Source organism: Limihaloglobus sulfuriphilus (assembly GCF_001999965.1).
Classification (GTDB): domain Bacteria; phylum Planctomycetota; class Phycisphaerae; order Sedimentisphaerales; family Sedimentisphaeraceae; genus Limihaloglobus; species Limihaloglobus sulfuriphilus.
This window is the reverse complement of record NZ_CP019646.1, coordinates 2,006,965-2,029,123: the sequence shown is the minus strand read 5'-3', so window position 1 is coordinate 2,029,123 and position 22,159 is coordinate 2,006,965. Positions and strand designations below refer to the sequence as shown.

General features: G+C 42.1%; 19 protein-coding genes and 1 tRNA gene. 3 read left to right on the top strand and 17 right to left on the bottom strand.

What is annotated here, in order from left to right; genetic code table 11:
* Positions 1–2 precede the first annotated feature (2 nt).
* The 13 genes from SMSP2_RS07605 to SMSP2_RS07545 all read right to left on the bottom strand — a co-directional run bounded on the left by SMSP2_RS07605 (position 3) and on the right by SMSP2_RS07545 (position 14,743).
* Positions 3–410, bottom strand: a complete 408-nt coding sequence (locus SMSP2_RS07605) for a hypothetical protein (protein WP_146683383.1) — start codon at positions 408–410, stop codon at positions 3–5.
* Positions 407–604: a hypothetical protein gene (locus SMSP2_RS07600; RefSeq protein ID WP_146683382.1), complete on the bottom strand. Its 198-nt coding sequence runs from the start codon at positions 602–604 to the stop codon at positions 407–409. Before SMSP2_RS07600 ends, SMSP2_RS07605 begins: the two co-directional genes overlap by 4 nt.
* An 11-nt stretch (positions 605–615) precedes the next feature.
* Entirely contained in the window at positions 616–1,311 is a 696-nt protein-coding gene (locus SMSP2_RS07595) for a hypothetical protein (RefSeq protein WP_146683381.1), read from the bottom strand.
* Positions 1,312–1,336: 25 nt separating this feature from the next.
* Entirely contained in the window at positions 1,337–2,437 is a 1,101-nt protein-coding gene (locus SMSP2_RS07590; RefSeq protein ID WP_146683380.1) for a PDDEXK family nuclease, read from the bottom strand.
* 15 nt (positions 2,438–2,452) lie between these two features.
* Positions 2,453–5,404 carry a type I restriction endonuclease subunit R gene (locus SMSP2_RS07585; RefSeq protein ID WP_146683379.1) on the bottom strand — a complete coding sequence of 984 codons (2,952 nt, stop codon included), beginning with the start codon at positions 5,402–5,404 and terminating at the stop codon, positions 2,453–2,455.
* 152 nt (positions 5,405–5,556) lie between these two features.
* Positions 5,557–7,236 (bottom strand): RNA-binding domain-containing protein, encoded by a 1,680-nt coding sequence (locus SMSP2_RS07580; protein WP_146683378.1) that lies wholly within the window; start codon positions 7,234–7,236, stop codon positions 5,557–5,559.
* A gap of 4 nt (positions 7,237–7,240) precedes the next feature.
* Positions 7,241–8,071 (bottom strand): AbiJ-NTD4 domain-containing protein, encoded by an 831-nt coding sequence (locus tag SMSP2_RS07575; RefSeq protein WP_146683377.1) that lies wholly within the window; start codon positions 8,069–8,071, stop codon positions 7,241–7,243.
* 4 nt (positions 8,072–8,075) lie between these two features.
* A complete protein-coding gene (locus SMSP2_RS07570; protein ID WP_146683376.1) occupies positions 8,076–9,275 on the bottom strand; it encodes a hypothetical protein in 1,200 nt (399 codons plus the stop codon).
* Positions 9,276–10,538, bottom strand: a complete 1,263-nt coding sequence (locus SMSP2_RS07565) for a restriction endonuclease subunit S (protein WP_146683375.1) — start codon at positions 10,536–10,538, stop codon at positions 9,276–9,278. It abuts the gene before it with no gap.
* On the bottom strand, positions 10,531–11,238 hold the full coding sequence (locus SMSP2_RS07560) for a hypothetical protein (protein WP_146683374.1): 708 nt from the start codon (positions 11,236–11,238) through the stop codon (positions 10,531–10,533). The genes SMSP2_RS07565 and SMSP2_RS07560 overlap by 8 nt, the downstream gene beginning before the upstream one ends.
* A 1-nt stretch (position 11,239) precedes the next feature.
* The gene (locus SMSP2_RS07555; RefSeq protein ID WP_146683373.1) at positions 11,240–11,722 is read right to left on the bottom strand and encodes a DUF4411 family protein; all 483 of its coding nucleotides are present in this window, start codon (positions 11,720–11,722) and stop codon (positions 11,240–11,242) included.
* Complete coding sequence (locus SMSP2_RS07550) at positions 11,719–12,882, bottom strand: ImmA/IrrE family metallo-endopeptidase (protein WP_146683372.1); 1,164 nt, start codon at positions 12,880–12,882, stop codon at positions 11,719–11,721. Before SMSP2_RS07550 ends, SMSP2_RS07555 begins: the two co-directional genes overlap by 4 nt.
* Before the next feature lie 133 nt (positions 12,883–13,015).
* The gene (locus SMSP2_RS07545; protein WP_146683371.1) at positions 13,016–14,743 is read right to left on the bottom strand and encodes a type I restriction-modification system subunit M; all 1,728 of its coding nucleotides are present in this window, start codon (positions 14,741–14,743) and stop codon (positions 13,016–13,018) included.
* Positions 14,744–15,181: 438 nt separating this feature from the next.
* Between SMSP2_RS07545 and SMSP2_RS07540 the strand changes: the two genes are divergently transcribed.
* Positions 15,182–15,703, top strand: coding sequence for a hypothetical protein (locus tag SMSP2_RS07540; RefSeq protein WP_146683370.1), 522 nt, complete (start codon positions 15,182–15,184; stop codon positions 15,701–15,703).
* Positions 15,704–15,978: 275 nt separating this feature from the next.
* Here the strand turns inward: SMSP2_RS07540 and SMSP2_RS07535 are convergent, their stop codons facing one another.
* The 3 genes from SMSP2_RS07535 to SMSP2_RS07525 all read right to left on the bottom strand — a co-directional run bounded on the left by SMSP2_RS07535 (position 15,979) and on the right by SMSP2_RS07525 (position 17,887).
* Entirely contained in the window at positions 15,979–17,226 is a 1,248-nt protein-coding gene (locus SMSP2_RS07535; RefSeq protein ID WP_146683369.1) for a tyrosine-type recombinase/integrase, read from the bottom strand.
* Between the two features lie 65 nt (positions 17,227–17,291).
* Positions 17,292–17,561 carry a helix-turn-helix domain-containing protein gene (locus SMSP2_RS07530; protein ID WP_146683368.1) on the bottom strand — a complete coding sequence of 90 codons (270 nt, stop codon included), beginning with the start codon at positions 17,559–17,561 and terminating at the stop codon, positions 17,292–17,294.
* A gap of 253 nt (positions 17,562–17,814) precedes the next feature.
* Positions 17,815–17,887: transfer RNA gene (locus SMSP2_RS07525), tRNA-Lys, on the bottom strand.
* 181 nt (positions 17,888–18,068) lie between these two features.
* Here SMSP2_RS07525 and SMSP2_RS07520 point away from each other — a divergent pair.
* Complete coding sequence (locus SMSP2_RS07520; protein ID WP_146683367.1) at positions 18,069–19,421, top strand: UvrB/UvrC motif-containing protein; 1,353 nt, start codon at positions 18,069–18,071, stop codon at positions 19,419–19,421.
* Positions 19,422–19,538: 117 nt separating this feature from the next.
* Positions 19,539–20,966, top strand: a complete 1,428-nt coding sequence (locus tag SMSP2_RS07515; protein ID WP_146683366.1) for a dihydrolipoyl dehydrogenase — start codon at positions 19,539–19,541, stop codon at positions 20,964–20,966.
* Positions 20,967–21,022: 56 nt separating this feature from the next.
* Here the strand turns inward: SMSP2_RS07515 and SMSP2_RS07510 are convergent, their stop codons facing one another.
* A complete protein-coding gene (locus SMSP2_RS07510; protein ID WP_222566300.1) occupies positions 21,023–22,108 on the bottom strand; it encodes a mechanosensitive ion channel family protein in 1,086 nt (361 codons plus the stop codon).
* Positions 22,109–22,159: the final 51 nt, after the last annotated feature.

Genomic DNA, 22,159 nt, shown 5'->3' with positions numbered 1-22,159 from the left:
ACTCATCTTATCTTAATTTGAGCATAAACAACTGATATGAATGATGTAATGACTGCTGATATAAAGAGCAAAACTAACCCAAGAATCCAATTGCAGAATAATCCAATAATTCCTGAGCATAAAATCCCAATGAAAATACCCAATGCGGAGCATTTAGTCAATATTTCATGTTCTTTATCACTTATCCGCATTGGCTCTGCTTTCTTTCTTATATACTTCCATGGAATTGTAAAGGATGCCATTAACAATATAATAACGAAACCATATAACCAGCCAAGAAATAAACCTGCAATTGCACCTCCCGCCATTCCTGCTATGGCAGCTACGAAGCCAAAAGGCTTACATATCATCCATCCGATAATAGCACCGAATGGGATAGAAGGTATAATTCCTGCTTCGAAAAGGTTCACTCCATCGCCTCATAAGCATCGCATCTAAACTCATCCTCTCCCTGCTGGTCAGCTCTGGTAAGAGCACAGAGTATCTCTTCTTTGCCTGAAATACCATCTTTTTTACAGGCAACACAAAGAGCAGGTTTGGGGATTAGGTCAGGGTTAATTTCTGTTCCGTCGTCATCATAAAATTTGGGTTGGTTCTCGTTCATGGTTATTTCTCCTAATAAAGATACTGATTACCACCTTTTGCTATCCGTTCAGAATTCAATTTTGGGCGATATGAATTATTATCATAAATATCTATATGCTTATATAATCCTCCTGGCATGAGACCAGAATGGGTATAAAAAACGACAAAAGTTTTATCTTCCGACTTTTTAACTGAAGGGCCAAAATTAACTGGTTTTTCTTCCAACCACTCCCAATCCTTAATCTTCTCAAAATCAAACTCCTCTGTTTTTGTATCTTCGTCTATAATAGTATGGGAAGACCAGCTGCTTCCATGCCAGTAAGCCCCAAGTTCAGATATTTCACGGCAAAATATGGAAGCGGAAATATAGGATAACTCTGAGCCGTCACCAGAAATGACATCCATAACGTCTATAGCACCTTCTGGACGAGGGCATTCTAAAAATGTATCTTTTAATTTATCGCATTCATTCGGCTCAGGAAATGAGCAGTCTTCAGGCATTGCCCATACAACCCCGTTTCCATTCCCTCCTTCCACAAACTGATAAGCTCTGAGAACAAATCCACTCTTTATAGAAAGAGAAGGAAATGCCTCAAGAACTTTCATAGGTTCGTATTTGCTCTTGCTCCACCCACCTGAATATTCTCCTGGATGAATAAATTCAGGCTTTGCTCTCTCTCTGAGCAACTCAATTTCTTTTGCGGAAAAGAATGTTTTTGACGACATATAAAGCCCCATCTATTTCTTCTTTTTACTTATTTATATCGAACCTCTTTTTCAGCCGTTCTACGGTATGTTGCCATTTCTTTGCTACAGGCTTGCATACGGTATTCTGATTCCCGAATAAACCTTTTTCTTTTATTGCTTCATCAAGGCTAAGAGTCTTAATCCAGTCAACCTTTACGAGATACTCTGCTTTCTCTTCATCATTGCGACTATAAGAGAAGATATAACTATCTATCAAGTCGTCCTCTGTAATCAACCTTTTAGTGCCTTTATCTTCGATTTCGAACTCTGTCAGTTTTGTAACCGGACCGGCAACTATGCCTACTCCAACATATCCATGTCCTGGAGCATTTACCCAGACCCTCTTGCCAATCTCAAGCAGATTCAAGGAATTACTATACCAGGAACCCCCGCCACCGCAAATATACCCAATTCGCCTGGCATCTTCCCAACTCCTTTTTCCACCGAAAGAAGCATAGAACTCTCCGTTCCATGGCTCTTTATCACCTCCATTTCCACTCGGAGAAGGTGGAGAAAGAGTTGGTTCTATAAACCACATTCGACTTAAATACTCTCTGTCTTCATCTTTAAATACCCTGAAGAAGATAGCATTAATAGGAACATTATGGCCTTCTGAAAGATAGTTCAAAATCCTCTCTGTGCTGTTATCTAACGAAGATGCCACAATAACGAGTTGATGAGTTTCGTTAAGTTCATCCGGCATTGAATTGACATTGAAATAACTCATAAAAGCATCATCAAGGGAAATACCATTCCTCTCAGGATGAAACTTATTGATATAAGTATCAAATATAGAGGCTATCTCATCATCAGTAAGATTTTTGACCCATGAAGCGTAATCAAGCAACTGAGCCACCACCTCTCTTGGAGTCTGATTTCTTTTAAGCTCCAAGACAACGATGTTGCCGTCCCTGTCAATCGCGAGCAGGTCGATATAACTGCCGTATTCTGTATAGACCTGTCTTCCAATAATCATCCAGTTCGGAGCAGCTATAGATATATCATTGTCAAGGATTTCCTCAAGTCGCTGTTCCTTATCAAGTGAATGAACATCAATCTTCTCAAGACCCTTGTCTATTCTCCATATTCCATGTTCGATTGGCATTTTAATCTCCTGATTCTACAGATTCATATGCTGTTGCTGATACCCCTCAAACCACTTCGCCTTGAGCATCGCATTAGCCTTTGGCTCTGTGAGTTTCTTATACAGGCCAAGTTTTGTATTCACGAACTCAAGCACCAGAGCGTCAACCGTATCATTAAATTTTATACGTATATTATCGAGGCTGTTATTGGGATTCATAACGCTTTTCAGCTCGGCATCGGCTTCGAGTTTCTCTTGTATACGCACCAAATCAACCTTGTCATCCTCGGTCAGGTTCATTCCATACGTCTCATTCAAGGCTTCTACAATCGCTGAAAGAAAATCCTTCTCCTCTTCGGTAAGTCCTGGCTTGCCCGAGGTAATCGGAACCGTTTTACCGTCTTCTTCTGAGAGTCCAATCGAGCCCTTATACGTCCTCTGTATCCTGAACGAATCCAAATCAACCGCATCAAGCACATCATACGGCAGCGGATTCTCCCTCCTGGGCAATTTCCTGTTCAGGTTCTTCGCATACACAAACAGCTTCTCCAAATCGACATCCTCAAAAGTCACCAACTGGCTGATAAACGAATACAGGCGGCTAAAGCTCTGAAGCAGAGACCGGAAATCCTCACGCTCCTGCTCATCCCTGTGAGTCCACAGTTCAATCGCCCTGTCGAGTATCGGCTGCAATCTCTCCTGCGGCTCTGATGGATTAAAGAACACCGCGGCAAACTCATCAAGGTCACTCTGGTTGAATATCTCATATCTGCGAAGTTCTGTCTCGATATCATACAGCTTATTCGGGTCGCTCTCCTCACTGAGCAAAGTCGTCTGGTAATACGGCTGGAACGAATCCTGTATATCCTCAGCCTCATTGACAAAATCAAGCACCACGCAGCTATCCTTGCCCGAAGCCGTCCGATTAAGCCTGCTCAGCGTCTGCACAGCGTTTACTCCTCCAAGTTTCTTATCCACATACATCGTATGCAGCAGCGGCTCATCAAAGCCCGTCTGAAACTTATTCGCCACCACCAGAATCCGAAACTCCGGCGTTTTGAACGCATCCTGTATGCTTACCTTTGCCTCAAGCCGGTTAAGGCCCTTTTCGGTATATTCCTCGCCGCTGTCCTTATCGACAACCGTCCCCGAAAACGCCACCAACGCACCGAACGGCAGATGCTTCTCACGCATAACCTTGCACAGCATCAGGTAATACTTCACCGCATGGAGCCTTGAGCGTGTAGTTATCATCGCCCTGCCCTTGCCCTGAATCGCATTAACCGTATGCGAGAGGAAATGGTCGAGCATAATCCGTATCTTGGTCTCGATGGCGTGCGGCTGAAGGTCAACATACGATGTCAGCAGCCGAAATGCCTTCTTTTTCTCATATTTCTCATCATTCTCAACACTCTTTGCCAGTTTGAAACACCGTTTATATGTTGTATAGTTCTCAAGCACATCGAGTATAAATCCCTCCTCTATAGCCTGACGCATCCAGTAGTTATGGAACGCCACGAACCTGCCCTGGTCATCTTTGCGGCCGAAAAGCTCAAGCGTCTTGTTCTTCGGCGTCGCCGTGAAGGCAAAATACGATATATGCTTCTGTCTGCCACGGCTGCGTATCTCCTTTATAATCTCATCCTCAACATCAAACTCATCGCTGTCCTTTGCCTCTGCCTCCTCAAGGTTAACGCTGAGAACCTGCTTGACCTGCTTTGCCGACTCACCAGACTGGCTCGTATGTGCCTCATCAACGATAACGGCGAACCTGCTGCCGCCAAGCCTGTTTATAGTCTCTGCTATAACCCCGAACTTCTGGATGGTAGAGATAATGATGCTCTTGCCCTTCTCAAGGGCATTTTGGAGCTGAGCCGAGTTAATATCGATTTCACAGACCACACCGGCAGTCTTCTCGAACTGCTTTATCGTATCCTGGAGCTGCTTATCCAGAATACACCTGTCCGTCAGCACGATAATACTGTCAAAAAGCCTGTCCTTATCGCTGTCTTTCTGGTAGAAACTCGCCAGCTTATGGGCGAGCCAGGCGATTGAGTTACTCTTGCCCGAACCGGCGGAATGCTGCACAAGGTAGTTATGGCCAACCCCCTCATCGCCGACAGCATTTATGATACTGCGGACACAGTCAAGCTGATGGAACCTTGGAAAAATCATCGCTTCGGAGCGTTTCTCCGTAAGCCCTTTGCTCTTATCGAAATACTTTTCCGTGCTCGTCTGAATACAGAGATACCCGTCTATTAAATCCAGCAGCGTATCCTTCTGCCAGATATCCTCCCACAGATACGCCGTCTTATGCCCGTCAGGGTTGACCGGATTCTCCGTATCCCTGTTGAACGGCAGAAACCGCGTCTTATGCCCGCTGAGCCTGGTAGTCATATACACCTTCTCGTTACCAACGGCAAAATGAACCAGACAGCGTTTAAACGCAAACAGCGGCTCACGGGGGTCTCTGTCGTTCCTATACTGTTTTACCGCCTCGCTAACAAACTGACCCGTAAGCGAGTTCTTCAGCTCTGCCGTGATTACCGGCACACCATTGATGAAAATCGCCATATCGAGGCTGTTTTCATTCCGTTTGCTGTATCTAAGCTGGCGGACAACCGAAAAACGGTTCTTCTTATACAGTTCAAGATGCTCAGGGTTCATACCGCTTGTCGGCTTGAAATACGCAAGCGAGAACCTTGAACCCCTGTCCTTAAACCCCCTGCGTAATATATCCAGGCTCCCACGCTTTGATATCTCCGCTGATAGCCTTGAAACCAGCTTTTTATCCGTATTGCTGCCATACTGCATCTCGAGCTTCTCATACTCCTGAGGCTGAGTATCCCTGATAAAGGCAATAACCTCATCAGGTATCAGGCACAGGTCCCTGTCATAATCTACGGGACTACGCTTAATATATCCGCTGGAAAGCAGATAATCCTCGATATGCTGTTCAAAATCCTGTTCTAAATATGTTTTAGCCATTTTAACTCTTTTTATTTTAGAAATACCAACCCATTTAAATCAAACGACTTACGCCAAAAAACGTCTTGCACTTAGATATCTAAGTATTTCTAAGGATATCTAAGTTTAGACATCTAAATCTTGGCAATTCTGAGTTTTTCCATAATATTTAATCAGTCTAATTCCTTTTCGGAAAGAACCCACTTGGATTTTGGGGGTTTTTCCTTATTTACAATAGTGCCATCCCTCTTATGCATTCCGTAAATGATATTTTTAATTTTATCCTTTTTCTGGTCTAAACTCAGAGCATCAGACAGCTTATCTAAAATTAAGATATCAATATCTTTACGCGTAGCAGAACCATATCTTCTAATGTATTTTATAATCAGTTTCTTGTAGTGCTCATCATCAAATGCCCGATTTTTTATATATTGAGCTTTTTTCCCTGCAGCTGCGGCTATTTTAGATGAAATATACAAATTTGGATACCTACCCTCAATTAAGCCCTTTCTTCTCAAATACTTAGCACAATCTTTAGGTATCTGCTTTCGCTTTTGAATCTTATCTAGCAAAATAACGGTATCTAAATCAATATCTGTATTCTTCAGCAAAATACGGGTGTAGTTTTCGTCAAGTACTTTACCTTGTATTTTTAATACTATCTTGTCATGACTGGTTAAATCATAATCTGGCAGGGGGAAATATCTGTTCTTCTGGGTTAAATACATTTTTCTAATGCCGCTACCTATCGTATCAATCATATTAAGATTGACCATTGCCTGAGCTAAAAATGGATTTCTGTATAATTCTTGAGGAGCATCTTGATGAATTACAGTTTCAATATCCCCTGGTATAAAATTCCCCAGATTTGTAAAAATCAACTCATCGGGGTTTTCCACAATATTTATACGGCCACATTTTGAGTAATCCTGATGAGCTATGCAGTTATGTAACGCCTCACGTATTACCCACGGCTCATATTGTGTGATTTCTGTGGGAAACAATGATGTATTATCGAGATAGCGATAAGTTAAATTACGGATTTTGTTGAATAACCGTTCAACGTTTATAAGGAAAGGCGGGCGAAAATGCTCATAATCTTTTTCGATGCCGCTTTCTGACTTTAAAATCCATGTCATCTGAGCAATTGACGGAGAAAGGAAGTGTTCGGATTCAGATTTCCCCAAAAGTATAATAGCAGAATTAGTAACCTTACCTTGAATCGTAATTTTTGCTTTGTTGAGAAAGGTCGTATCTTCCCAACTATCAACTTCCTCTGAAAGACCGGGATTCTTTTTCTTATACTCACTGCGAGCCTTATCTATTGCTCCTTCAGAAAGGTCGCTGATTGTCGCATCTTCACATATTTTGGCCGACCAGTCTTCCTGAATATTTTGGCTTCTTATTGCAAGAATTTCCTGTAAATTAAGTCCCCCAAGGGATTCACCATTTCTACCAGAATAATACCTCTTCCATGCAGTAGGTATCCCCTTTGGAGCTGCCGGAACCTGAAACATAATGACCCGACCTTCAGGCATCATTAATTCATAAATCTCAATAAAGCTGATATTATTTGTTGTATGTTGAGACACTTCATGCTTAAGAGAATCAAGTTTTCCACGCTCTGGTCTAAATTGACTGCCAACTATCTGCCGTTTATCATTAACTCCAAACACTAACCATCCACAATGAAGATTTTTTAAGTTCGCTTCATTACTTAATGCCGAAAAATATTTACCCAGCTTATTAAAATCATAGCCGGTCTTTGCTTCCTTGAATTCAGCCCATTCTGTCTCTTTTGGCAAAGAAAGCAATCTGGCTAATTCCTTTTTTAGTTCCTGTTCTGTCAACATAGCATTAACCTTGTTTCGCCTGAATATAATTTATCAGTGCAGATGTTATAACAATAATATATTTCGCTGTATAGGGTTTAATTTCTACTAGTTCACCTGAATGGGAGTGACGGATTCCGCCTTCATCGCTTGTATATGCGTATAATTTACTAATGCCTTGCTTTAGAGCTGGATGCCAGTCAGTCTGATTTATCAGCTTACTTAAATCCTTCTTGCTGTCTGTATGCTCCCTTGCCAAAGCCTCAAGAGCTGATATTGCCTCATGTATTGCCTTGCCGTAGTTTGGACTTTCCCGGTCAGAGAAAAGGCTTACAGCATTATTCATGTGGGTAGCAACTGAATTTATTTCACAATTCTGAGCCTGCTCAACTTCTGCGAGTTCAGTTTCATCTGTAATGGGGACTAGTTCAAGGTCTGAATTCATGCGATAGCCGGAATTTTCACGTTCAAGGATTGAATTTAACTCAATTACAATATCCTTAAATCTATAGTCATTTATATATTTCGCATAATGGTCAATTGTAAATTCCACAATAGTGTATTTTTCATGCCAGTTTATTACAGACCATGACACTTTAAATTTTTCAGCTGAAAAATCATTTGGACTTGAAAAAGGGAGAATCTTAAAAGTCCCAAATTGTTTTTTTAAAGCACTATTTACTCTGTCTTCAATAAAACTGGCTCTTCCGCCCCTTGAATTTATCTCTGACATTATTTGATTGATATATGTTGAACAAAAATTATACAACTGATTACTTAATTCATCCGTCATACTGTCAAGCTGTAAAAACTCTGGAGGTCTAACATATCCCATACGTTCTGAAAAACTGCTCATTTTATTACTTATGCTCCTTTAGTAACTTACGCAACTGTTCTTCTGCCTGTTTTCTGTAAAATCTAGTTCCAACTTCAGGACACCCATCTTCCCTCCACAAATGCTCTGCAAGTTCTTCAACCTTTGCCGTGAATATTCGCTGTTCTTTATGAGCTTGCTTTTCCTGCGAACCAATACCACTGCCACTGGATACGATATCCACAATAGCATTAGAGATAACATTCTCCTTACAATAACGATTGAAAACTCCTACAATACATTTCCCAGCATTGTAGATATGGATTGCACTTATTTTTATTTCAGACAGAAATAGCCATAACAGATAATCTTCATTTCGATTTAGCACAGCAAGGCATTCAGCATATTGCCTTGCACGTCTTTCATCTGGTTGATGCACATACTGAGTATAAAGAAAAACATCAATCAAGCGTTTAACCTTAAAACTAATCTGACTGTTATTTGTCTGGGGCGTAAATGAAGGAATATTATCCAAATGATGAAGATATTCCTGCTCTGTAGCTCGTATCCACTTTATTAAAGGGTGGGAAGGTAACTTTTCACAAAAAAGTTCAACTGTTTTATTGAAGTTGTAAGGTTCACTTACCATGTAAAATCGCCTGTATACCAATATAAAGGACTTGATTTCTTCCTCTGTCACAGAAGTTGTTAATTTGAATTGATTGCTTGTTGAACTTAATGTAGCCGGTGAACGTTCCTTAAAAAACGCTGTCTGAATAAGATTATCCAAATCTCGTTTGAAATAAGCCAAAGCTTTTATCTCTTCTTGATTAAATGACAAATCACTAATATTTAGTTTTTTATCTGGGCTAAGAGCATATTCGACATAATGTGGAGGTGTTCCAGCTGGAAATATTATAGAATTGGCATCACCTGAGGTAATCCTGCTAATTTCACTAAGAGTTATTTCATTACCATTTTCATCTTCAAAATAATCTATGATAAAGATACTACCAATGTTGTTATAATGTCCGTGTGAAGAACTGATATCTTCTAAATTGCATTCAGAAAATAATTGTCGCCAACGGAGAAATTCTCGATTATAGGAACTTTCTTTTGTCTCATAAACTGCTTCAATTGCGAGTCGAGTAGGTAAATCAAGAGTTCCCGTATCAAGGGACAATCCTCGGTCCTTATATTTTTTATCCCGAGAATCAAAATAACGAATATTCCAAAAGAGAAACATCTACATTTCTCCCTTCCCACTGTTCACTGCTAACTGTTCACTGACACAAATCTTCCCCGTCACCGCCTCCGATATCAATCCGGTTCGGTATTCGGTCAGTAGTTCTATCTGCTTTTGGGCTTTGGTGATTGTTTTATCTATTTCTTGAGTTGTTTCTTCAATATATGCACAAATACAATTTTGTTCTTCAATAGGAGGTAATGCAAATACAAAGTTCTGAAGCATTGGCATACGCAAAGAATCAACAGTTGACTTAGCCGATATCTTTATCACCTCTTTATAGAGATTAGCCTTCATATAATGAAAGAAAAACTTACCTACAATATCTTTAAAATCGCTGAACTTATAAACTCTTTGATGATAGTCAAACTTTCCATTTATATAATGAAAAACTTTCGCCACTCCTACCCCATCGCCAGCAGTTAGAACAGCTTCTCCATCATAAGTATAAGAATTAATTCTCTCAATAGTTTGAGACCTAACGAAAAAAGGGTATTCCCCATTTTCAATATTATTAACAGTATCTTTATCGCCGGTATTTATTGTTGTAAGAAACTTTAATCTTTTAATTCCCCAATGCTTTGGAATCTGGCCGAGCCATTCAATACCGGAATCTTTTAATTCCACATCCGGGTCAAGCCCCCTGGTAACAGCCTGGTTTATAACCGCCGTCCGCTGTTCCTTAAGCAGCTCAATCTGCCTACGCTTAGTAGAAATAAGCATGTCAATCTTCCCCGTCTTATCATCCAGAAAATCCGCAATCGCCTGCTGTTCGGGGAGAGGAGGTAACAGTCCGATACAATCGAAAAAATCTGGACTGTTTAATCTCAAAAAAGCCGTTCCCATTCCTCTACATTTCAAACGAAACAATGAAGCATATAAGTCTGTTCTCAATAAATAATGAAAATATCTTACGTTAATATCAATGATTTTTTTAAAAACAGCGTAATCAGGGCTTACTATTCCATGATATTGGCTAATGCCAAATATACCATTCCAAGCCTGCATCTTGTTCATTACAATATCATTTGTGTTACAAACTTTATATTTCTCATAGGAATCTGAAACTGATGCCCTACTCTCAATTTCCCCCCGTAGAACAATTCCTTTGGCTTTTGTTATACCTAATAATGGCAGTTGTTTATCACCTTTTCTGATATCCACTTCATCAAAGATGTATTTTAAACGCCATGCACTCCAATGGCTCGGAATATCACCAATCCATTCAACACCGGAGTCTTTATATTCTGGATATTTAAGCATTTTCCAAACCTCTCAAGCTTACCCAATTTTGAAAGTTGCCAGGGCTTTTGTCTTCAAGTGTAAGATGGCTTATAAACTCTGAGTCCCACAGATGCCAATCAAAAAAATTTTGAGCATATTGATTGTGGTAAAAACATAAAGAAAGCCTCCTCTCATGGGGCTCTTCTATTTCCCAATATTCATGCATCGAGGCTACGGCACTTATATGAGTCTTACGCTCATTTCCTAACATTTTATTATTTCTATCTCCAAACCCTCTATCTACAACTTTATAGTCTCTGCCTGTACTAATCAAAAACCTCTCCCATCCATACAAAGCTGTTTGAATAGTATATGAATCAGTGTATCCATTTTTAGCATTATCAAATATTACTACAACTGCGGGTACTTGCCCATTCTCATTAATATAAGACTTTATTTGTTTGCTTGCACTGTCAATAGCATTGCGGACTCTCTTTGCCACTTTGTCTGTATTACGTGTTTCTGTTGCGGTTCCTTTCTCGGATAATTCCCTGTTGAATTTTTTATCATAGTCATTTGGTTCAATCTGTTTAATTTCAAATATTACTTTAGTACCATTTAAATCCAAAAGATAATCCGGCTGTTGATTTTCACCTTCTGGTAAACGCTTGAATTTAATATCATTCGAACAACATAGCTCTTCAAACAATTTTTCTGATTTTGTCAGCTCGCTCGCCATATTAGAATCTCGCCCCTAATTTTCGTGTAAGCTGGATTGTATTGATATACGGAACTGAAAAAACATTACACACATCAGGAATAAATATTTTCTTTTTACTTTTGGGGTCGGAAGTTTCCTGTGTAACAACAGTAAATTGCGTCACCTTAGCCTTAGATATAAGCCATGGGTCTGCATCATTTAAAAACTTGTCCTTTGCTGTTTGTTTAAAATCCTGGCCTGCTATCCAGTTGACGATATCAGCATATGTTTTCTGCGTTTGCTCATCCTGCACAGATAACCATGATTCACCATCTAAGTCCCTGCACCAGACAGATAGTTTGTCTTCCTGTCTCATTATTTCTTTATAAACCAAATCTATTGATTTTATTGAACCTTTTTGAAACTCTCCTTTAAGCCAATCCCAGAACACGGGAAAAACATCAAAAGGATAATAAACTCGATGTGCCTGAATAAAAATATTTGCGTCAAGGAGATAAATCATATCAAGCCGCTTTCAGTTGCATAATTCTCAATAGCTTTGGATTTAGCGACTCCAAGCAGGCTCATACCGTCCCTCATAAGCAGTTCACCGGAATAAACAGCCCTGCAAACTGTATCAGTAAAAGTTTTGCTGTTATATATAGGAAAAGTATTGCGGAAGCTGGGGCCGCCTTCTTTTTCTTTTTGTTTTTTCTTGGTCTTTCGCCAGATTTCCTGTAATTTTCTGTAATAATTAAAGAATTCTTCCCTTCTGACAAATTTGTAATCTAAAGCTCTCCGGGCAATTACAACAGAACTAACCTTGAAAATTTTTGTAAGCTCTTCAACATGATTTTCGAAGTCACCGTCTGTTTGCCTCCAGCACTCCGCAAATTCTCTGTGAGGAACCAATACTTCAGCTGCCACACTGTTGCAAAACTGCTCGGTTTTAGAATATTCAGACTTATTCAACATTCCCGCATTAGACACCCCGGCTTCTCCTATCCAGATGTGAGCTAATTCATGAAACAGAGTGAAAATTTGTCCTGCTACAAAATCGTTGGCATTTACAAATACCAGTGGAACTATCGGGTCTGTCAAAACAAAGCCTCGAAATTCCTCAACATCTAATGGACGGTGCGTGTTTAGTCCGACTTTGCTGTTTCGTATGACAATAATACCAGCATCCTCGGCACGTTCTGTCATTCTGCTCAGGAAATAATCTTTGTTTATTGTTTTTCGGGATTCTACATCTAAGTTCAAAGTTCTGATAATATCATCTGCAACATCTTGAATAGGGCTTTTAATGCTGAATTTACCTACAAACTCTAAATGTTCTGCTCCTCTCTGAACCAGAAATTCTTTGTACCAGTCCTGTTTACGTATGGCATCGGACATTACGTCTTGCAACTCCAGACTGTACTCATGTTTTTCGTGGTCTTTAAAGGTACGTAAGTCAGCCGTCATTTTTTGAATATAAGGGGGTTGATTCAAATATAGATATCCAAATGGTATATGTAATTTTTTGGCAACCTCTTGAGCTTGATTAAAAGTTGGTTTTGCTTCGCCTTTCTCCCAGAGCTCATACTTTTTATTTATTTTCTCTACCAATTCACTAATAGAGAAACCAGCTCTCACCCTTGCCCAGGTAAGTATTTTCTCATTTATTAATGCAGTAGCCATTATTGTTCTCCACTGATTTCAGAGTCTATTTTTATTCTTATGGTCATTACTCTTATTTATATCTCAAGGTTCATTAAAGATGCTTCAACTGCTAATCACACAAATTCGGAATTTCCGAATTTCTGTATATCACTCATTCCAATATCTCCTTAAGCAGTCCTTCAGTCTCATTCTCAAGAGCCAGTATATCCGCCTTAATCTCTTCTAATGGGCGAAGAGGCTTATACTTATAGAAATACTTGGTAAAGTTGACTTCATATCCCACCCTGTCCTTGCTTCTGTCCATCCAGGCATCAGGGACATGGGGTTTAACCTCTTTTTCAAAATACTCATCTATATCCTGCTTGAGCGGTATCTTTTCAAAGTCCCGGAGCTTGCCGTCAGGCTTGGGCCTGCCCTGCTTATCCTTGAGGACCTTGCCGTTTTTCATCAAAGGCCGCTCTACGGTTACCTTGGTATATCCAAAATCCTCATTATCGAATATCTTGCAGTATTCACCTTCCTCAAACGATTCATAAATACCAGTAATCTGGCTTATCTGCTCATCAGTTATAAAGTTTCGCTTACTGCCAAGGCTCTTTCGCATCTTGGCAGAGAAACCTGAAGCGTTTACAAGCTGGACCCTGCCGCGGCGTTTCTCGGGCTTGCGGTTTGTAACAACCCAGATATAGGTTGCTATGCCGGTATTGTAGAACAGCTCTGTCGGCAGAGCGATAACGGCTTCAAGCCAGTCATTTTCTATAATCCACTTTCGGATATTGGATTCGCCAGAACCTGCATCACCGGTAAACAGGGGTGAGCCGTTAAAGATGATGGCGATACGGGAGCCGTTAACCTCCATCTTGGATATCATATGCTGCAAAAACAGCAATGCCCCGTCAGATATACGCGGCGTGCCGGCAGAAAACCTGCCGTATGGGTTCTTCGCCTCGTTCTCAATAAACGCCTTTTCCTTCTTCCAGGACACGCCAAACGGAGGGTTGGTAAGCATATAGTTAAACCGCATATCGGCGAACTTATCATCAGAAAAGCTCGTCCCCTGGCGGATATTGCCCTCGTTCTCGCCCATGATAAGCACATCACTCTTGGCGATGGCGTAGGTCTGCTCGTTGAGCTCCTGGCCGAACATATGAACCTCTACCTTTTCGTTTATATGCTCTTTTATATGCTCCTTGGCGGTTACCAGCATACCGCCCGTGCCGCAGGCGGGGTCAAATACGGTTCTTATGATGCCCTCGCCCTTGAGTTCTTTTTTATGCTCGGCAAACATGATATTGACCATCAGCCGGATGACCTCACGAGGGGTATAGTGCTCACCGGCAGTCTCGTTGCTCATCTCAGAGAACCGCCGCAGCAGCTCCTCGAAGATATAGCCCATCTGATGGTTGGATACCTGGTCTGGATGCAGCTCGACCTCGGTAAATTTGTCTATGAGCTGGAAGAGATAGCCGTTCTTGACCAGCTTGGCGACGATTTTATCGATTTGGAAATTCTCGATGATATCACGGACATTTCTGCTGTAGCCGTTGATGTAGTTGTTGAAGTTGACCTCTATGTTGTTGGCATCCTGGGCTAAGCGGCGGAGGTCGTAAAAGGATGTGTTATAGAAGTTTAGCCCCTTGTCGCTCTTATCCCTCTTTGTGGCCTCTTTGCAGACCTGGGCAGTATCGTCGAGAACGTCCTTGTATTTGTCATAAGTAGCGATAACCGCGTCTTTTCTCTCTTCGAGAACGCAGTCTAAACGACGCAGAACCACAAATGGCAGGATTACTTCGCCGTATTCATGCTGCTTGAACGCCCCGCGGAGGATGTCATCCGCAACCTGCCAGATAAAATTGGCTTTATCCTGAAAATTTACCATGTCCCTTATTAGACTCCATAAATATATTAAATTATGACCATATGAAAGGGGATTTTAACAGATAAACATACCTAAATCAATAATCAATAGATATTTACCCCTCATATTTTTCACTGCTCCAGCAAGGTCTGTATATCATATTTGAAACCTCTCAAAAATATTCTTAAATATTCTATCAAGAAGGGCTTAGGAGGGACATGAGAACCAGAGGTCGGTTCCACCCTTGTACTAGCTAACATCATAGCAGAAATTTGATATTTGTCCAGTTAAAACTCTTCTATACGAGCTCAAATGAGTTCATACAACCTTTTTTTCGCGGGAAAAATCAATCTAACAAGCCCTGTATTCTCAAAATATTCATGCTTGTGGAATACATCTTAATAAGATATAATCATTTATCATAAAAGATTAAAAAACTCAAATACGGAGCCGCAAAATATGAAAGATAATGAATTTAAGAAACTTGGCCCTCTGACTGATAAGACAAACTCCTTTATCGATGACCTACATAAATCAGGGGCACTGGATGCTCTGCTTAATGAGCTGAAAAGCGTCACGAACCAGCTCCCGGAATCCTATTCAGTCAGCATCGATTTTCAATTGAACGTCTGTGACTCCAATAAGGAAACCTCTGTCCCATTGCTCCAGACAGGCTTTGTTGCTGGCAAGGGCATTGAACTCTACAGGCACTATGGGGACACTGCCACCCAAAAGTATCTTGTAGATGGTGAAATGTGCATTATTCCAGACGATTATTGCCCTCACTGCTGGGAAGAATGGGATTTAAAATTCATGAACCCAACCTGTCCTTACTGCGATTACAGGCTTGGTAAAGAAATCAAATACCTACTGGATGACAACACCTGCCCCTGGTGTCAGGAAGGAAAAGTTTCTATCGACAACCCAACCTGCGATAATTGCGGAAAGAAAATTGATGGCGATATGATTGCATGGGGCTAACCACCTGCTGAAGTTGTTCATTTTCTGAACAATTCAAGGATAAATCATACTCATTTCTCCAGTTCCACCGCCCTAATATATACAGAGAACTCCCCAATAAGGGCAATGGGGAGTTCAGTAGTTGTTCCAGCCTACATTGCATAGGCTGTTGTGCTGTGTTCTGGAATTATATAAAATCATCAAATAAGGGCAATAGATATCTTATCAAACCAACCTTCCCAAAAAACCTCAAATCTTCCAATTTGGGGGATTTCTATTCCCCAAATACCCCTTTATTACGCTCCTATCAGTCTTTCCAGTTTCTCGACAGCCTTTAGTTTATTTTCATCAGAGCTCAGAATGTAGTATTTCATCGTGGTCGAAACTGAGCCGTGTCCCATAAGTGATTTTAACGTATGTATAGGCGTATTTAAGTTGGCCAGGTTAGTCCCGTATGCCTTTCGTAAACAATGGATGCTCAACCTGTCAGATGTAATGATACCCGCTTTTTTGCAGTAGAATTTCAACTGTCTGTTTGTGTTATTGATAAGCATAGAGTTGAGCCACTTACCTTCTTTACCCTCTGCCACCAATCGAGCCCAAGTATCTTTGACCTTGAGATACCTCTCATGGGACAGGAATACATAAGGATTATCAGGAGTTCTAAACTGCCTCATCTGCGTTAACGGATTCATGACCCAGGAAGGAGCCTCAACAGAACGAGCTTCAAAATCCTTGACTCTGAAGGGGGGAAGCCCGTCCCTGGATTCCCTGTTAAAGGTAGTAATTATTGAATTCTTGAAGTCAATATTCCCATCATCCCACATCAGATTTGCTACCTCGCCAAACCTGAATCCACAGCCATACATAACAGAATAAAATGCCTTCATAAACGCTTTGTTGTAATTATCCTGTTTCTCCCTGATATTGCTCTTTTTGTCCTTCCTGATGACCTTTTTATCAATCGCCTGCATCAGAGCATTGAACTCTTGAGGTCTGATATAATAGTGTCTCTGAGTCTTTATTTTTCCTAATGTAATGCCTTTAAAAGGGTTTTTCTTTATATAGTCCCAATCAAGTGCCTTGTTAAATATAGTCTTGGACATCCTGAGATGCCTATGCTTCGTAGAATCTGATACATCACCATCACGGGCATCGAGCCGTTTCAGTTTTCGAATAAAACCCTCAGCCTCAATCCGTCTTAGAGTCTTTATATTACGATGGTTTCCGAAATAACTCTTAAGTCTCAGAATCGTTTCGTTTAAAAGTCTTAAGGTAGTTGGAGCGACCTCCATTTTCTTTGCCTCAAAAACCTGGTCACAGAGATTCCCAAGAGTAACCACTTTGGGTTCAACTGAAATCCCATCTTCAATATCCTCTTTTAAACTTTGAGCAAACTTCTCAGCCTCTTTTTTGGTCTTGAAACTCCTGCTATATCTTTGCTGTTTTTCAGAAGTAATATCATACTTGCCCCACCACCTGACCTTCCAGGGCTTGGGGGACCGTTTGTCTCTGGTAATTGTTACTTCATTTCGTATTCGCATATCTTATATCTCCTATTTTTTGGTGCACACACTACCGCTAAGCACGCTTTCTTGCAAGCTGCTTTTCATGACATTTCTCCATTTGTTATCCGGGTTTGATTCTCAAGAAAATTGAGCAGCTCAGACTTTAAATACCTTAATCTCTTGCCAACCCTGGTTCCTCTCAAAATTCCTTGATTGCGATAATATTCAAGACTTTTTGATGGATATTTTGTCTCTCCATCATCCAATCTCAAGAATTTTACAGCCTCTTTCTCGGTTAAAACGTCTGGAACAGGGGTTCCATCTGAAAAATAGCTAAAACAACAACTCTTTTCTTCTCTAATTCCTTTCATATTATAGTTTTACCTTAATAAAAATTTTATAATCTCCTCACACTATAATGAATGTCTTTTCACTATTCAGCAAAAAAATGAAAATCTTAAAAAAAGAGAATAACTACACACTAACTCCAAACTCAAAAATAAATAATGTGGTACGTGATTGGTACGTGATTTTGCGAATTGGACGGAAAATAGACACTTATAAAAGATAGAGAATAAAAGAAAAAACCTCATAAGACACTATCTTACAAGGCTTTATGCTGAGTGAGGGTGCTGGGACTCGAACCCAGGACCCACGGCTTAAAAGGCCGTTGCTCTACCAACTGAGCTACACCCTCAGCGCGGGGCTTAAGTGCCCCTGTATGTATAACTTTTGCTTCCTGTGAATCCACTTTGAAACAAAAGAGAACCGAAAGTATAAGATTTTGAAAAGTAAGTTCAAGAAATAATTACAGTTTTTTTAAAAAATGGTTAGTGATTAGGGTTTTCTGCTTATAAAATACCTGTCATATATTTATTATGAGCAGTGAAAAACTTACAGACAAAGATCGTTTTGCGGCAATTCGCGAGCAGCTTAAGGGGCTGCCTGCGGGGCCCGGCCTGTATTTTTTCCGTGATTCCAGAGATACAGTCCTTTATATAGGCAAAGCGGCGAATATCCGCAGCCGGGCATCGAGCTATTTTCAGGCATCGGCAGACCTTATGAGCTCGCGAGGTCCTAAAATCGTTGAGATGGTCGCCAAAACCGCCAGGGTTACCTGTCTTGAGACTGCCAACGAAGTAGAGGCGATTCTGCAGGAGGCCCGCCTGATTAAGGATATCAGGCCTCCGTACAACACAAACCTCAAAGACGACAAGACGTTTCCTTATATAGAGATAACAAGCAGTAATGACTTCCCGGGTGTGTATGTTACCCGTCAGCCGCGTTCTAAGGGCAGTATTCTTTTCGGGCCTTTCGCGGGTGCCGGCAGCCTCCAGAATGTTATCGTCGCTTTGCAGAAAATTTTCCGTTTTCGAACGTGCCGGCTTGAGATTTTGGCCAAAGATGACAAACGGCGGTTTTTTCGCCCGTGTATTCTGCACAGCATTAAGCAGTGTACTGCTCCGTGCGGAGACAGGATTAGCCGCGAGGATTACCGCAAAATAATCCGGGATTTGACCCGGTTCATGCGGGCCAAACGCAGCGGCTACATCCGCAAGGTTGAAAACGAGATGCAGTCTGCGGCTTCGGAGCTGAATTACGAGAGGGCGGCTGTTCTTCGCGACAGGATTAAAGCAATAAAGCGGCTTGAGCTTCGCGGCACTGTTGAAAGCAATGTCCAGCCGGAGGTGTTTGTGCAGGATCCCGCCGCGGCGAATGTTGCCATGCAGAAGCTGCTTGGCTCGGAAACCGCGATACGTACTATCGAGGGTTTTGATATCGCTCATATTTCCGGCCAGGATACGGTCGGTTCGCTGGTTAAGTTCATAGACGGGCGGCCTTTCAAGAGCGGTTACCGCAGGTTTAAGATCAAAACAGTGCGTGGTATTGATGATTATGAGAGTCTCAGGGAGGTGCTCCGCCGCCGCTACCGCCACGCCGCTCAGGGTGATGAGCTCTGGCCGGATGTTGTGCTCATTGACGGCGGGCTTGGCCAGCTCCACGCCATAGAAGAGGTGTTCTCTATGTTTGACGGGCCCAAGCCGCACCTGCTTTCGCTTGCAAAAAAGGAGGAGCTGGTGTATATCAGCGGCAGAGATGATAATCCCGTGCGGCTCAAGGCCAATTCGCCGGCTCGTAAATTGCTGCAGTATGTTCGGGACGAGGCACACCGGTTCGCCCAGCATTACCATCATATTCTCCGCTCAAAACGTTTTACCGGCAAAGGATAAGTCAATTCTAAGCGGGCTGAAGCTGAAAAACAGCTTGTTTTTTATTCATTGTTCTATAAAATAAACCATTATATTATTAGTGTTTACAGGAATATAGCTGAAAGGCGGAATGTAAATATGGAATCTAAACGCGTTAAGGCAGTTATCATCGGCGCCGGCAGTGCGGGGCTCTCTGCAATGCGTCAGATAAGAAAATATACTGATGAGTATGTAATAATAGACAACGGCAAACTCGGGACAAAATGTGCCCGCAATGGCTGTATGCCTTCTAAAGCCCTTATTTCAGTCGCGAACGGTTTTCATAAAAGAGATATCCTCGCAGAGGCCGGCATAACCGGCGCTGATAAGGCCGCCGCGAATATACCTCAGGTGCTCGCGCATGTACGCAGGCTTAGAGACGGCTTTACAAACAGGATGATAGAGGTGACAAAAGAGCTTGCGGGCGAAAAACTCATTCGGGCCAAAGCCGGGATTGTGTCGCCGGATACGGTAAGTGCAGGTGATTTGACTTTTAAGACGGATTCTATAGTAATTGCAACCGGATCAAGGCCGCGGCTTCCGCACGGCTGGGAGAAGTTAGGCAGCAGGCTTTTTACGAGCGATAACATATTTGAAGCTGAAAATCTGCCGCCAAGAATCGCGGTTATCGGTATGGGCACAATCGGTCTTGAGCTTGGCCAGGCACTTAGCAGGCTTGGCATAGAAATATCACTGTTCGCCAGAAAGAGCTTTGGACAGATAAGCGACCCGGAGATTAAAGCCGCCGCGTTTGAAATTTTAGGACGTGAATTAAACGTCAATATAGGAAGTGATGTGAGTTTTGATTGCGACGGCGATGAGGTGAAAGTCAGAAATGCCGATACAGAGTCAACTGTAGATGCTGTGATAGCGGCGATGGGGGTAGAGCCGGATATCAAAGATCTCGGTCTCGAAAACCTCGGTGTGGATTTAGACAGCCGCGGTATGCCCTCGTTTGATTTCAGGACAATGCAGGTAGCTGATTTGCCGGTATATATTGCCGGCGATGCCAACGGTTCCAGGCCTATACTCCACGAGGCGGTAGATGAGGGATCTATTGCCGGACATAACGCCGTCGCCGAGAGCCCTGAGAAGTTTTGCAGACGCGTCGGCCTTAGCGTAATATTTACACATCCGCAGATAGCAAAAGCGGGTTTGTCTTTCAAGGAGATAAAGAGCAGGGGGATTTCGTTTGTAGTGGGAAATGAGGATTTTGCGGATCAGGCCCGCGCACGGCTTGAAATGGAAGCTCACGGACAGATGAACATATACGCCGAAAGTGAAACAGCCCGCCTTATTGGTGCCGAGCTTGTATGCCCGGACGGGGAGCATCTGGCGCATGTACTGGCGCTGGCGATAAATGAGAGAAAGAGCGTTTACGATATGCTCAGGATGCCTTTTTATCATCCGACATTAGCCGAGTCACTCAGAGCGGCTCTGCTTGACGCGGCGGGTAAACTGCCTGACAAGGGCAAAAAACTCAATTTAGGTTTATGCGGCTCTTGTCCTGAAAAACCTCTGTGCTGAATATCCGGCCGGCGAGGCAGGGCAGGGCTTTTCAGGCTTTGGGCTGTTCGGGCTTTTCAGGCTTTGGGCTGTTCGGGCTTTTCCATCTCGATACGCGTTCTGGGCAGGCTCTGGCTGTATTCGTCTCTGATAAACTCTATGAGCTTTTCACGTACCTGGCAGCGAAGTGTCCAGGCGGTAGATGCGTCCTGGGCGCTCATCAGTGCTCTAAGCTCAACGGAGCTTTCAGTAGCGTTTGTAACCTGAAGTACGCATACCTTTTTGTCCCAGTGCTCTGATTCTTCGAGGATTGACTGGAGCTGTTTGCGGATGGCTTCGACAGGCACCCTGTAATCTGTATAGATATATACCGTGCCGAGGATATCAGAAGACGTTCGTGTCCAGTTCTGAAAGCTGTTTTCTATGAAGTAATTTATAGGAACGATCAGACGCCGCTGGTCCCATATTTTTACTACAACGTAGGTGAGGTTGATCTCCTCGATTCTGCCCCATTCGTTTTCAACAATGACGACATCGTCGATTCGGATCGGCTGGGTGAAGGCAATCTGCAGGCCCGCGATAAAATTGCCCAATGTACGCTGCGCGGCCATGCCGACTATGATACCTATGATTCCTGCAGATGCCAGTATGGCAGTGCCTATCTGGCGTATGTTTTCAAATGTCATCAGCATTGCTCCTATGGCGATTGTGCTGACGATTACAATAATAATGCGTTTTGTGACATGCAGCTGGGTTTGAACCTTTCGGGCCCTGAGATTGTCTTTTTTGTCAACACTGAAGCGGGCTGTTACAAAATCGTCAAGAACGTATGTGAGTTTTATTATAAGCCACGCTCCGACGGCGATTATGGCAAGTGTCATAAAATGGCTGACAATATCTGCCGTGCCGGATTTCATGGGAGTGAATTTAATAAAGATACTCAACGCCGTGAGGATAAGCACCCATTTGAGCGGCTTTGAACAGTGTTTTGTGAATGAATTGCAGGGGAGATATCTGATTCTATCTCCCATACGCTGCATCACTTTGAAGAGGATAAAATTGATGATAAACGCCGCGAGCATTAAGGCTATGAAGAAAACAGCGTAGTATTTTATGCTGTCGAGCCATTGGGTGAATTGGTCTATTACTGCCAGATAAGTCATTTTTCTTCCTCTTTGCTATAATTCCATTTAACGTGAAGAAAACATTGTAAG

Coding starts and splice junctions, on each gene's coding strand:
- SMSP2_RS07600 (WP_146683382.1), bottom strand. CDS start 604: ATGAACGAGAACCAACCCAAATTTTATGATGACGACGGAACAGAAATT.
- SMSP2_RS07595 (WP_146683381.1), bottom strand. CDS start 1,311: ATGTCGTCAAAAACATTCTTTTCCGCAAAAGAAATTGAGTTGCTCAGA.
- SMSP2_RS07590 (WP_146683380.1), bottom strand. CDS start 2,437: ATGCCAATCGAACATGGAATATGGAGAATAGACAAGGGTCTTGAGAAG.
- SMSP2_RS07585 (WP_146683379.1), bottom strand. CDS start 5,404: ATGGCTAAAACATATTTAGAACAGGATTTTGAACAGCATATCGAGGAT.
- SMSP2_RS07580 (WP_146683378.1), bottom strand. CDS start 7,236: ATGTTGACAGAACAGGAACTAAAAAAGGAATTAGCCAGATTGCTTTCT.
- SMSP2_RS07575 (WP_146683377.1), bottom strand. CDS start 8,071: ATGAGCAGTTTTTCAGAACGTATGGGATATGTTAGACCTCCAGAGTTT.
- SMSP2_RS07570 (WP_146683376.1), bottom strand. CDS start 9,275: ATGTTTCTCTTTTGGAATATTCGTTATTTTGATTCTCGGGATAAAAAA.
- SMSP2_RS07565 (WP_146683375.1), bottom strand. CDS start 10,538: ATGCTTAAATATCCAGAATATAAAGACTCCGGTGTTGAATGGATTGGT.
- SMSP2_RS07560 (WP_146683374.1), bottom strand. CDS start 11,238: ATGGCGAGCGAGCTGACAAAATCAGAAAAATTGTTTGAAGAGCTATGT.
- SMSP2_RS07555 (WP_146683373.1), bottom strand. CDS start 11,722: ATGATTTATCTCCTTGACGCAAATATTTTTATTCAGGCACATCGAGTT.
- SMSP2_RS07550 (WP_146683372.1), bottom strand. CDS start 12,882: ATGGCTACTGCATTAATAAATGAGAAAATACTTACCTGGGCAAGGGTG.
- SMSP2_RS07545 (WP_146683371.1), bottom strand. CDS start 14,743: ATGGTAAATTTTCAGGATAAAGCCAATTTTATCTGGCAGGTTGCGGAT.
- SMSP2_RS07540 (WP_146683370.1), top strand. CDS start 15,182: ATGAAAGATAATGAATTTAAGAAACTTGGCCCTCTGACTGATAAGACA.
- SMSP2_RS07535 (WP_146683369.1), bottom strand. CDS start 17,226: ATGCGAATACGAAATGAAGTAACAATTACCAGAGACAAACGGTCCCCC.
- SMSP2_RS07530 (WP_146683368.1), bottom strand. CDS start 17,561: ATGAAAGGAATTAGAGAAGAAAAGAGTTGTTGTTTTAGCTATTTTTCA.
- SMSP2_RS07520 (WP_146683367.1), top strand. CDS start 18,069: ATGAGCAGTGAAAAACTTACAGACAAAGATCGTTTTGCGGCAATTCGC.
- SMSP2_RS07515 (WP_146683366.1), top strand. CDS start 19,539: ATGGAATCTAAACGCGTTAAGGCAGTTATCATCGGCGCCGGCAGTGCG.
- SMSP2_RS07510 (WP_222566300.1), bottom strand. CDS start 22,108: ATGACTTATCTGGCAGTAATAGACCAATTCACCCAATGGCTCGACAGC.